Here is a 12,555-nt window from a genome sequence, read left to right on the forward strand (position 1 = left end):
CCGCATGAGTACTCTCAGCAGACGAGGATTCCTCCAAGTCGGCGCCGCCGCCGCGACTCTCGCGCTGGCCGGCTGTGCCGGAGGGGGAAGCTCGGGTGCCAGCCTCCAGTTCGCCTGGTGGGGCAGCACGGCACGCCATACCGCGACGCAGAAGGCCCTCGACGCCTTCAAGAAGAAGAAACCCGGTGTCCAGATCAAGACCCAGTTCTCCGGCTGGGACGGGTACTGGGAGAAGCTGGCCACGCAGACCGCGGGTGGCAACGCCCCCGACGTGATCCAGATGGACTACTCCTACCTCGGCGAATACGCCAGGCGCGGCAGCCTGCTGGACCTGGGCCCGTACGTCGGCAAGGGCCTGGACCTGGCCGGCTTCGAGCCCGACGTGGTGAACGCGGGAAAGATCAACGGCAAGCAGTACGCCGTGAACTTCGGCATCAACTCCATGGCCCTCATCGTCAACAAGAGCCTGGCGGCCGAACGCGGGGTGGAGATCCCCGACACCTTCACCTGGCCCGAGTACGGCGAGCTGGCCAAGAAGCTGGCGGGCAAGGGCGTCTTCGGCACCGAGGACGGCGCCCAGGACGGCGGCGCGCTGGAGAACTGGCTGCTGGAGCGAGGCAAGATGTTCTTCACCCCCGACGGCAAGCTAGCCTACGACGAGAACGACCTGAAGGAGTGGTTCACCTTCTGGGACGGTCTGCGCAAGGCCGGCGCGGCCACGCCTCCGGAGGTCCAGGCCACCGCGCTGGGCGACGTGCAGAACAGCTTGGTCGCCACCCGCAAGGCGGTCATGGACTTCGCCTGGTCGAACCAGCTCAGCGCCTACATGTCGCTCACCAAGGACGAGATCGGCATCCACGCCTTCCCGACGGGCGACAAGCCCGGCCAGTACTACAAGCCCTCCATGCTCTTGACCGTCAGCGCCGCGAGCAAGGCCAAGGACGACGCGGTGGCGCTGGTCAACGCGCTGGTCACGGACGTGGACGTGGCCACCCCGCTCGGCTCCGAGCGCGGCATCCCGCCCGCGACCGCGATCCGCACCGCGCTGCGGCCCAAGGCCTCGCCGTCCGAGCAACTGGTCTACGGCTACATCGACTCGATCAAGGACAAGGTCGGTCCGCTTCCTCCGCCGCAGCCGCTCGGCGCCGGTGAGCTGCACAACAAGGTGCTGATGAACATCAACCAGCAGATCGGCTTCGGCAAGCTGACGATCGATCAGGGGGTGTCCCGATTCTTCGAAGAAGCCGGACGAGTGCTCAAGTAGAGGGACGTTCGGCCTACCTGTTCCTGCTGCCGTGGTTCGCCGGTCTGCTGCTGCTGACCGGCGGGCCCATCCTGGCCTCGCTGGCGCTGTCGTTCACCGACTTCGACCTGCTCACCCCTCCGTCCTTCGTGGGGCTGGACAACTACGCCAGGATGCTCACCGACGATCCGCACTTCGTCAACGCCGTGCGGGTCACGCTGATCTACGTCGTCTTCTCCGTGCCGCTGACCGGCGCGTTCGCGCTGCTGGTCGCGGTGCTGCTGAACCGGCCCATGCGGGCCACCGGGGTGTACCGCGCCGCCTACTACCTGCCGTCGCTGCTGGGCGGCAGTGTCGCGGTCGCGATCCTGTGGCGGCAGATCTTCGGGGCGGACGGCCTGATCAACGATGGCCTGCGCTATTTCGGGATCGTGGGGCCGAGCTGGATCTCCACTCCCCAGTACGCGATCTACACGCTGATCGTGCTGCACGTCTGGCAGTTCGGCTCACCCATGCTGATCTTCCTGGCCGGGTTGAAGCAGATCCCCGCCGAGCTCTACGACGCCGCGGCGGTGGACGGCGCCGGGCGGGTACGCGCGTTCTTCCGCATCACGCTGCCCATGCTCAGCCCGATCATCTTCTTCAACCTGGTCCTGCAGACGGTGAACTCCTTCAAGGCGTTCACCCCCGCCTTCATCATCAGCGGCGGCACCGGCGGACCAGCCGACTCCACGCTGTTCTACACACTGTTCATCTACCAGGAGGGCTTCGGGAACTTCCGGATGGGCTACGCCTCCGCGCTGGCCTGGGTGCTGCTCCTGGTGACGGCGGCCTTCACCGGACTGGCCTTCCGTTCCGCGAGGTACTGGGTGCACTATGCCGACTAGCCGTCGCTGGGCCGTCCACCTGCTGGTCGTGGTGGGCGCGCTCGTCATGCTCTACCCGCTGTTCTGGCTGATCAGCTCCTCGTTCAAGCCCAACGACGAGATCTTCAGCAGTCCCGGGCTGGTGCCGCAGACCGTGGTCGCGGACAACTACGCCACGGGGTGGACCGCCTTGGGCGTGCCCTTCAGCGGGTTCTTCGCCAACTCGTTCCTCATCGCCGCGGCGGCCGTGGTCGGGAACGTGATGTCGTGCTCGATGGCGGCCTATGCCTTCGCCCGGCTGAGTTTCCGGTTCAGGAAGCTCTGGTTCGCGATCATGATGATGTCGATCATGCTGCCGATCCACGTGCTGATCGTGCCGCAGTACACGCTGTTCAAGTACCTCGGGTGGGTGGACACGTTCCTGCCGCTGATCGTGCCGAAGTTCCTGGCCGTGGACGGGTTCTTCATCTTCCTGATGGTGCAGTTCATCAGGTCGCTGCCGCGTGAGCTGGACGAGGCGGCCCGCATCGACGGGTGCGGGCCCGTCCTGGTGTACTGGCGGATCATCCTGCCGCTGTCGCGGCCGGCGCTGATCACGACCGCCATCTTCACCTTCATCTGGACGTGGGATGACTTCTTCAGCCAGCTCGTCTATTTGAGCGATGTGTCGACCTATACGGTGCCGCTCGCGCTCCGGGCGTTCCTCGATTCCAGCGGCGGGTCCTCCTGGGGTCCGATGCTCGCGATGGCGGTGTTGTCGCTCGTGCCGATCCTGGGCTTCTTCCTGATCTTCCAGCGTCGCATCACCGAGGGCATCTCGACCACGGGCCTCAAGGGCTGAGGTAAGGGCTCAGGTGTGGCGGACCGCGTCCAAGCGGTCCGCCACACCGGCGTTTCTCAGCGGGCGCAGGTCATCAGGCCGGCGTTCTCAACGCGCGCAGGTCGTCAGGCCGGGCCGCCAGCGGCAGGCGATGGCCGCGAAACCGCCTTCCGCCGGGACGTCAACCGCCAGTGCGCCGCCCTGCACCACGTGCGGCTCGCGCACGAGACCGGCGGCGCCGTCCCTGGTCACCTCGACGAGCCAGCGCCCCCGCAGGAAGCCCGTCGGCACCTGGAGCGTGCGGGCCGCCCCGGAGACTCCGGCGCCGATGAACCAGCGGTCGCCGCTGCGTCTGGCCATCACCGTGTGGTCGGCGGGCTTTCCGGACAGCAGCCGCGTCTCGTCCCACACGGTGGGCACCTGGTCGAGGAAGCGCTCGGCCTCGGGCCGCGCCCGGTAGGCCTCAAGCGACCCGGCCAGGTTCGTCAGGCCCGACTCGAACACCACCGACAGCGCCAGCTCGTGCGCGTCGGAGGTGGGCCGGCTGGGCCGCTGGAAGGCCATCGGCGTGTAGTCCATCGAGCCGATCTCATTCCTGGTGTACGGCAGGGCCGCCAGGTGGCTGGTGGTCAGGTTCGACGACTTCTCCGCACCGTGCACCCCTTCCATGGTCATCACCTGGGGCCAAGTCCGGTTGATCCCCTTGGGCACGGTGGAGCCGTGGAAGTTGACCATGAGCTGGTTGTCGGCCAGGTCGCGCAGCGTCCCGTCGTACCACTGCAGCCGCTCCTGCGCCTCGGAGTCGATGAAGTCCAGCTTGACGCCCTTCACACCCCACTGGTGCAGCAGGCCGAAGCGCTGGACGCGCTTGTCGTGGGTGTCGAAGTCGGAGAAGCGCAGCCACACCATGATGCCGACTCCGCGGGCCCTGCCGTACTCGACGAGCTGGGGTATCCAGGTGAATTCGGCCGTCCGATCCGTCCAGGCCCGCTCGCCGGTGACCGGATCGTCGTACCAGCCGGCGTCGACCAGCACGTACGGCCAGCGGTGCTGCGCGGCGTAGTCGACGAACTCCTTCTGGCTCTCCAGGCTCTGCTGCACGGGCCGGCCACCGGCCAGCCAGCTCCACAGCACCTTGCCCGGCTTGATCCACGAGGTGTCGGTGAGCTGGGAGCCGGGCGCGAGGTCGTCGACGAGGGTGGACTCGGTGACGGTCGCGAGGTCGCCCGTGACCATGACCCGCCAGGGCGTGGTCAGGCCGTGGTCGTAGGGCACCCGCGCGTCCCAAAGGGCGATCTTGTAGGTGCCCTGGTCGCTCACCAGGTGGGGACCGGTGTAGGAGCCGTTCAGCGCCGACTCGGCCAGCAGGAGGTAATTCTGGCCCACCCCGAACAGGGCGGGCATCTGGTATTCGGCCGGGGGGACGTCGGCGTACTGGATGAACGGGTTCTCGTAGTCGCGGCGATGCCCGGCCAGCCAGGCGGTGGACCCGGCCGGAACCGTGAACGCCGAGGCCTCCCCCAGGACGGCGCCCGCGCCGGGCAGCTCGTAGCGGTAGGCGACGCCGTCGCGGGCGGCCCTGACGACCAGGTCGAGTTTGGCGTCGCCGCGGGCGAAGCGGAAGCGGGTCTCGTTCATCACGGACAGGCGATCGAGGCGCTTGCCCGCCGTGGTGGTGTACTTCTCGACGACCGCGCGGCTGGAGCGGCCGGTCAGGCTCAGGCCGGTGGTGAGGTCGGCCTGTTCGGTGGTGACGCCGAGCGGGCTCGGCGCCAGCACACTCGCTCCGCCCCGCGACACGGCCACGGAGGGGCTGCCCTGCGAGTCGAGGTGGACGGTGGCGACGGGGCCGCCCGCAGGGGCCTTGACGGTCCAGGTGGCGGTGGGAGTGGGGGTCGCGGGAGCTGTCAGTAGTCCGGCCAGCAACGTGCCGGTGAGTAGCAAGTTCAACAGGTGCCTCCCGAAGGCTGGGGGTTGCAACCGATTGTAGCCGTAATTAACTTCTTCAAGAATTAAATTCGCCCGATGTCGGCGCGACCGCGGTCAAGGGGGTTGACAGCGGCGGTCATCAGATTAGATCTTCTCATTCATCAGATGAATCTCTCCGCGAGCCCCCCGCCAGGAGGCACGATGCCGGAAAATCCCACCACACGGCGCACATTCCTCGGAGGTCTTGCTTTAGGCGGCGCCGCTGTGGTCGCGACCTCCCCCACCGCGTGGGCGCAGGCCGCGCCGGAGCCGAGCGACGCGTACGGCGACGTCCTGCGTGACGCCGCCATGATCTGGAAGCGGCTGCCCAACGGCTGGCAGAACGGGCCGTTCCTGGGCAACGGGTTTCTCGGCGTGCACCTCTACAACAAGGGCGGCGAGGGCAACGTCCTGCGCTTCATGCTGAACCACTCCCTCGTACAGGACCAGCGAGGGCAGTGGGAGGCGGCGATCGGGTACTCACGGCTGCCCATCGGCTACCTGACGCTGACCTTCGCCGGCACCATCACGGCGGTCGACTGGCGGCTGGACCTGGAGCGGGCCGAGCTGACCGGAACCGTGACGACCACCCTGGGCGGCGTCCGGTTCAGCGCGCTCGTGCTCAACCATCGCAGTGTGCTGCTGGTGTCCACGGAGCCCAGCGCCGGAGAGGAGGGGGTGGCGTGGGGATTCACGCCGCTGCCCGCCCACACGACCAGGACGATCCGGCTCCCGCCCGAATACACCGGCAATCCCGAACCGGTGGTCGCCGACGGGCACGTCGAACAGCCCCTGCACGCCGGAGGCGGCTACACCACGGCCTGGCGCGAGGTCAGGAACGGCACCGAACGGGTGCTCGCGGCCACCATCGCCTACGGCTACCCGGACTCGACCGGGGCGGAGGAGGCGGTGCGGACCGTACGCCGGGTGCTCGACGGGAACCCTGAGGCGCAGGTCAAGGTGCACCGGCTCTGGTGGCAGCGGTTCTACCGGCGCAGCCTGGTGTCGGTCCCGGACAAGCTGCTGCAGCGGTTCTACTGGATCCAGCTCTACAAGATAGCCTCGGCCACCAGGGACGACGCGCCGGTGGTGACCGAGTGGGGGCCGTGGTTCCCCGAGGTGGGCAACAGCTGGACCAACATCTGGTGGAACCTCAACGTCCAGGTCTCCTATCCCATGATCAACGGCTCGAACCACCCGGAGCTGGACGCGGTGACCACGACGTTCCGGAAATATCACGAAAACCTGGAGCTCAACGTGAATCCGGGTTATCGCGATGGGAAGTCGTACGCGCTGTGCCACCCGGGCGACCGCATGCTCAGACCGGGGCCGCGCTACGTCGGCGTGCCGGGCGTCAGCCCGAACGACCACACCGGCAACCTCACCTGGGGCATGCACAACGTCTGGCTCGCCTACCGCCACACCATGGACGACCGCGTGCTGCGCGAGGTGCTGCACCCGATCCTGACCGGCGCGATCACCTACTACGACCGCTTCCTCGTCGAAGGCTCGGACGGCAAGCTGCACCTGCCCGAGACGCGCTCGCCCGAGTACGCGAACGCCTCCGACGCCACCTACGACCTCTCGCTCATCCGCTGGGGCTGCCGCACGCTCCTCGACAGCGCCGACCGGCTGCGCCTCGACGACCCGCGCAAGGCCCGGTGGCAGGAGATCCTGGCGCGGCTGGTGCCGTACCACCGCAACGAGCAAGGGGTGATGATCGGGGCGGACGTGCCGCTGGCGGATTCGCACCGGCACTATTCGCACCTGCTCTGGATGTATCCGCTGCAGGAGTCGCTCGACAGGCTCAGCTTCGACCACTGGACGAGCATGCGCGAGCGGTGGCACGGCTACAGCTTCGCGGCGGCCTCCTCGATGGAGACGCTGTTCGGCAATCCGGAGGAGGCGCTGTCCTACCTGCGTTTCTTCGTCGACGGCAACATCGTGGACAACTGCGCCATCACCCCCAACACCATGTACCGGGAGGGCAGCAACCTGGCCATCGAGAGCCCGCTGGCCGCCGCCCAGTCGGTGCTCGACATGCTGGTCCAGAGCCATGGCGGGGTGGTCAAGGTGTTCCCGGCGGTCTCCGCCACCTGGGCCGACGTCTCGATCGAACGGCTGCGCACGCAGGGCGCGTTCCTGGTGGACGCCTCGCGCGCCGGGGGGCGTACGGACTGGGTCAGGGTCCACAGCGAGGCGGGCGAGCCGCTGCGGCTCCAGCACGGCATCACGGGCCCGTTCGAGGTACGCGACGAACGCGGCGACCGCCTCCCCTACCGGGGGACGGACACGATCGAGCTCCGGCTGCGCAGAGGGGCGACGGCGATCATCACCAGGCGGGGTCGACGCCCATCCAAGCCACGAGACGTCCCGGCCAACGGCAGCGCGCCCGCGTGGGGGCTTCCCTGACCGGATCAGCGGGAAGCCGGGTCATAGTCAGGGCTCGCGCTCCAGCTCCAGTGGTGAGCACCCGCCGCCCGGCCGTCCTTCCGAGCGCGGGCGGGCGGACGGCCGTCCGAAGCGCGGGCGCCGCCGTGCGGCTAGGTCCTCATCGTCGTGTCGGCCTGCTGCGCGTGTCACGCTCGCGGCGGACGGTCGGTCTCCGCCCCTTGATCGTGGCCTGACGGAGGGCCGCGATCACCTCGTTGGCCGCCTCCTGCGGCACCTCCACCAGCGAGAACCGGTCGGCGATCTCGATGGCGCCGATGTCGCGACCGCTCAGGCTCGACTCGCCGGCTATCGCGCCCACCAGGTCCTGCGGCCGGATGCCCGCGCTGCGCCCCACGCTGAAGAACAGCCGGACCATTCCCCCCGACGGAGCGCGGCCGTAGCGCGCGCCCTCCGAGCCGCCCTCCCGATGGTCGCGCCGCTTCTCCACGGTCCGCGGGGACACCTCGGGAATCTCCTGCTCGTCCAGCGCGGCCCCGCTGGCCTGGTGCGCCAGCTTGACGGCGGCGAGCGCCACCTCCATGAGGTCGAACTCGTCGGTGAGCGACTCGACCACGACGTGGAACGGCTCCAGGTCGTCCTGGAGCAGGGCTTCCTCCAGCGCGGAACGGGTCAGCTCCATCCGGCGCGCCTGCAGGTCGGCGACGGTCGGCAGCCGCTCCACCGTGATCCGCTGTTTGGTCACCCGCTCGATCGCCTTGAGCATGCGGTGCTCGCGTGGCTCCACCAGGGTCAGCGCCACCCCCTCGCGGCCGGCGCGGCCCACCCTGCCGATGCGGTGGACGTACGCCTCGGGCGCGGACGGGACGTTGTAGTTGACGACGTGCGTGAGCTGTTCGACGTCGAGGCCGCGCGCGGCCACGTCGGTCGCGATGAGCAGGTCGGCGGTCCCGGCCCGCAGCCGTGACATGACGCGATCGCGTTGCTCCTGCTCCATCCCGCCGTGCAGCGCCTCGGCCCGGTGTCCGCGCCCGTTCATGGTCTCGGTGAGCTGGTCGACCTCGTCACGGGTACGGCAGAAAATGATCGCGGCCGTCGGCGCCTCGATGTCGAGCAGGCGCCCCAGCGCCGCCGGTTTGTGCGCCCTGGCGACCAGGTACGCGCTCTGCTCCACCAACGGCGTCGTCTGACGCCCCTCCGTGGCCGCATGCCCCATTTCCAGCCGGACCGGGTCCTGCAGGTGACGCCGGGCGATCCCATCGATGCGCGGCGGAAGCGTCGCCGAGAACAGCACGGTCTGGCGGTCCTCCGGCGTCTCCGCGAGAATCGCCTCGATGTCGTCGGCGAACCCCATGTCGAGCATCTCGTCCGCCTCGTCCAGCACGACGGTACGCAGACCCCCCAGGTCGAGCGCTCCCCGGCCGATGAGGTCGAGGGCCCGCCCCGGTGTGGCGACCACGATGTCCACCCCGCGCTTGAGCGCCTGCAACTGCCGGACGATGGGCGCACCGCCGTAGACCGGCAGAACGCGGGTCCCGAGCGTGCGGCCATAGCGATGGAACGCCTCCGAGACCTGAACGGCCAGCTCCCGCGTGGGCACGAGCACCAGCGTCACCGGCCCGTCATTGTCACCGGGGTGGGACATGCGCTGAAGCACGGGCAACGCGAACGCCGCGGTCTTCCCCGTGCCCGTCGCCGCCTGCCCGAGCAGATCACGCCCCTCCACCAACGGGGGGATCGCCTCCGCCTGGATCGGAGTGGGCTCCTCGTACCCCAGAGCGGACAGCACATCCAGGAGCTCAGATCGGAGCCCCAGGTCGGCGAAGGTTGCCTCGCCGCCGGTTGCGTTCATGGTCATCGCCGACTCCTCACGAACTTCCACATTCACTTCGACACCCCACCGCCGGTCATCTCCTGGAAGGGCTTCGACGCCCCCCAACCCCTCCCCCACCGACGACAGGCCAGAACGGGAGCATAAGGGGTGCGGACTCATCCCCGCCCATCAAGGCAGCCATGGGGCGATGTCGCAGCTCTATCCTTGCAAAGGGCCTGGAAACATCGCGAGGCGGCCTTCGAAAGCGGTCCGCCGTCACCACACGTCGACGTCCACGCCGATGGCGATGATCCGCAGGGCGCTGAGCGCGACCCAGGTGCGGTCGTTGCTACCCAGCCCGTAATCGCCGGTTTCCTCCGTCCCGGGCAGCAGGTCGAGCACGGCGCTGACGTGGCCGCAGTCCGCCGCGTTCCGGGCCACCTGGGCGGACTCGCGGCGCTTGGTGGCCTTGGGGAGTTTGGCGAGCCCGGCGTGCTGGGCGGCGAGATCGGCCAGCTGGTGGGCGGTCGGGCCGGTGGGCCTGCCCTCGGCCGCGATCCGTTCGGCCACGGGCAGGGCGTCCCGCACCCAGGACCGGTTGACGTCGCCCCACAGCCGGAGCAGATCCGGCTGACCGTAGACGGTGAGCGCGCGGGCCGCCGCCCAGTCGTCGAACCAGCGCACGCCAAAGGCGTGCCGCTTCTCCGGGTCGTTCGGCTCGCTGCGCTCCCCGATCAGCTCGCGCACCAGCTCCGTCTCGCCCCGCCTGAGGAGGCGGACCAGCCAGGGCACGCCGTGGTGCCGGTCTCTCGGCGTGCCCACGCCCTCGTCCAGCACGACGCGGGCCTCCGGCTCCCGGCCGCACTCGGTGAGCGCCCAGACCAGCGGCAGGCGGACGTCCCAGTTCGAACGGTCGGCGTCGGCGGCCTCGCGTACGGAGGCGAACCACCGCTCGGCGCGTTCATGCCGCCCCAGGACCGCGCAGGCCCCGGCGACCGCCGCCATGTCCGCCGCCATGTCCGCCGCCGTATCCACCGCCAGGTCCGGCGCCATTTCCACCGCCGCGTCCACCGACAGGTTCGCCGCGTCGTGCACGTCCGCGAGTCCGTCGTCGGCGTAGGGGAAGACGGCGGCGGCTTCGGCCGCGAAACCGGCCGCGCCGAGCGCGAGCGCGATCCGCGCGAGGTGTCCGGGACGTCGCCGATGCTCCGGGATCGCGAGGGCCAGATCGCGGGCTTCGGCGGCCTCGCCCCGCCGGACGTGGATCATCGCTAGCTGCTGGAGCGTGTCGACGGTCCACTCGCCGTAGACGAACGACTCCGGCCGCGCCAGGTCGACGAGCGTGCCCCGGACCACCGTGATCAGATCGGAGACGGTGGCGGTGTCGGGTGGCGGCCACGTCCCCGTCGGCTCCGCCGTGCTGCCACGTCCCCGGAACGGCGCCAGCAGCCGCTCGGTCTCCGGCGAGGCCGCCCCCACTCCGGCGTGGGCGGGGTCGGGGAAGATCTTCTGCTCGCCCCAGCGGAACGGCCAAGCGAAGCGGCGGGCGACGGACCAGCAGAGCCGGCCGTCGAGATCGTCCTCCCGGCCGGGCGGCGCGATGACCGTGCCGTCCTCGAACGCCACCGCCCAGGTGTCCTCGTCCAGCGCGAACGTCGGGTTGAGCCGGAGCCGGTCGCCGAGGTCACGGCCGGTGAACAAGAGCGGGCGACGGGCGGCCGGGGCGTGGTGGAAGGGATGGTCGGCCACGATCTCACCGGACTCGGGGCGCAGGAAGCGCACCGCGTGCGAGCCGATCGCGATCAGCATGTCATCGGCGGGCCACTCGAGGCCGAAGCCGTCCCCCTGGCCGAGGTCCAGGACGCGCAGCCGTTCGGGGTGTTCACCCAGCGACCAGATCTCGATCCGTCCCTCGGCGGTGACGCAGGCGGCCCGCTCGCCGTCCGGCGACCAGGCCCACGGCCGGGCGTCCCAGCCGCGCGGGTTGGAGGGGGCCGCCGATACGTTCAGGTCGTACCGGTGCTCGGCGGCCGTCGCGTCGATGATCCCCGTGGTTCCGGCTGTCGTGTCGATGATCCCCGCGGTTCCGGGCGCCGCGTCGATGATGCCGACGGTCCCGCCCGCCGGATCCACCACCGCCAGCCGACCGCCCGGCCCCCAGCACAGGACGTCGGCGCCCGGATAGCCGGGAAGCTCCGCCGTCGTCTCCCCCGTCAGCGCGTCGGCGATGACGAGCTTTCCGTCGCGCTGGTGGGCCAGGAGTCGTTCGTCCAGGCTCCACTCGGGCGGAGGCGCATCCGGGTCCTCCTCCAGGCCCAGAATCCAGGTGACCTGCCGTTTCCGCACGTCGAGCGATATCGCCGCGTACTCGTCCGCCACCTCTCCGTAGATCCGGGAGCCGTCGCGCGACCAGAACGCCCGGCCGAGGATGAACTCGGGCTCGTCGCTCCCGGTTTCCGCGGACTCAGCTGGTCCGCTGAACTCGATCGGCGCTGTCCCCTTCGAATGGGCGTCCGGCGGCCCGGTGACCGAGCCCTCGTGCGCCGCCACGATCACGTTGAGCAGGAAGTCCGACTCTCCTCCGTAGACGAACGCGCGCCTGCCCTCGGGGGCGAACGCCATGCCCGACGGCCGGCCGGAGGCGAGGAAGAACGCGTCGGCGATCGGCTCGCGGGCGGTGCCGAACGGGTCCCACACGCCGGTCGCGTTGGTGTTGTACTCCAGCGCGATGCGCCTGCCGTCCGCCGACCACTGCAGGCTGCGCGCGTAGTCCGGGAAGCCGATGCCGCCCATGATGCCGTCGATCGCGTGCACGCACCGGCCGGTGGCGACCTCGAAGAGCTGCAGGACACCGCCCCGGTCGTAGTCGGCCCCGGTCCCGCTGCCGACCGCGAGGTGGCGGCCGTCCGGGCTGAGCGCGTGGCCGGTCAGCGGGCCGTGGTGCACGTCGGAGTGGCGGAGCGGCGCGCCCGCTTCGCGGAGCCGGGCGGTCGCGAGGCGATGCGCGCCGGTGACGCCGTGGGCGTGCTCCAGAGCCTGGAGGGCGTCCCGCAGCGGCACGGTGTCGCGCTCCGGGGAGTACGCGGACCAGTCGGCGTTCTTGAGGGTGTCGAGCGCCTCGACGGGGCCCATCCGCCCGTCCGGGATGCCGATGAACGGCGGGGACGGTGGCGCGGTGCCGGGCTCCCGGCCGGCGAGCACGGCCGCCAGCGCGTCCTCGTCGTAGATCGGAACGCCGCGTACCGCCGCCGGACCCGCCTTGGCCCCCGACCGCTCCCCGGCGAAGACCAGGTCCGTCTTCGCCGAGACCGACGCGGTCACCTTCGCGCCCAACGCCTCCAGGCCGCGCTTGGCCTCGTCCTTCGAGAGCCGGGTGAAGCGTCCGGCCAGCACGATCTGGCTGCCACTGATGATCATGCCAATCGACCGTAGTGGAAATGACCGACATTTCGCC

Annotated in this window: 7 protein-coding genes; 4 read left to right on the top strand and 3 right to left on the bottom strand. The window is 69.9% G+C overall.

Annotated elements, in window-relative coordinates; genetic code table 11:
- Positions 1–4 precede the first annotated feature (4 nt).
- Genes KME78_RS49220 through KME78_RS49230 form a run of 3 tightly spaced genes read left to right on the top strand, consistent with a single transcriptional unit; the run spans position 5 to position 2,950 of the window.
- Positions 5–1,264 (top strand): ABC transporter substrate-binding protein, encoded by a 1,260-nt coding sequence (locus KME78_RS49220; RefSeq protein WP_219536906.1) that lies wholly within the window; start codon positions 5–7, stop codon positions 1,262–1,264.
- Entirely contained in the window at positions 1,231–2,130 is a 900-nt protein-coding gene (locus KME78_RS49225) for a carbohydrate ABC transporter permease (RefSeq protein ID WP_308127419.1), read from the top strand. The genes KME78_RS49220 and KME78_RS49225 overlap by 34 nt, the downstream gene beginning before the upstream one ends.
- Positions 2,120–2,950, top strand: a complete 831-nt coding sequence (locus KME78_RS49230) for a carbohydrate ABC transporter permease (RefSeq protein ID WP_219536907.1) — start codon at positions 2,120–2,122, stop codon at positions 2,948–2,950. The genes KME78_RS49225 and KME78_RS49230 overlap by 11 nt, the downstream gene beginning before the upstream one ends.
- Before the next feature lie 87 nt (positions 2,951–3,037).
- On the opposite strand, the gene KME78_RS49235 is transcribed toward KME78_RS49230, so the two are convergent.
- Positions 3,038–4,879 carry a glycoside hydrolase family 97 protein gene (locus KME78_RS49235; RefSeq protein WP_219536908.1) on the bottom strand — a complete coding sequence of 614 codons (1,842 nt, stop codon included), beginning with the start codon at positions 4,877–4,879 and terminating at the stop codon, positions 3,038–3,040.
- Between the two features lie 180 nt (positions 4,880–5,059).
- Between KME78_RS49235 and KME78_RS49240 the strand changes: the two genes are divergently transcribed.
- Positions 5,060–7,309 carry a glycosyl hydrolase family 95 catalytic domain-containing protein gene (locus KME78_RS49240; protein ID WP_219536909.1) on the top strand — a complete coding sequence of 750 codons (2,250 nt, stop codon included), beginning with the start codon at positions 5,060–5,062 and terminating at the stop codon, positions 7,307–7,309.
- Positions 7,310–7,448: 139 nt separating this feature from the next.
- On the opposite strand, the gene KME78_RS49245 is transcribed toward KME78_RS49240, so the two are convergent.
- Positions 7,449–9,146, bottom strand: a complete 1,698-nt coding sequence (locus KME78_RS49245) for a DEAD/DEAH box helicase (protein WP_219536910.1) — start codon at positions 9,144–9,146, stop codon at positions 7,449–7,451.
- 231 nt (positions 9,147–9,377) lie between these two features.
- Positions 9,378–12,518: a WD40 repeat domain-containing protein gene (locus KME78_RS49250; RefSeq protein WP_219536911.1), complete on the bottom strand. Its 3,141-nt coding sequence runs from the start codon at positions 12,516–12,518 to the stop codon at positions 9,378–9,380.
- Positions 12,519–12,555 lie beyond the last annotated feature (37 nt).

Source organism: Nonomuraea guangzhouensis, assembly GCF_019396345.1.
In the GTDB taxonomy this organism is placed as follows: domain Bacteria; phylum Actinomycetota; class Actinomycetes; order Streptosporangiales; family Streptosporangiaceae; genus Nonomuraea; species Nonomuraea guangzhouensis.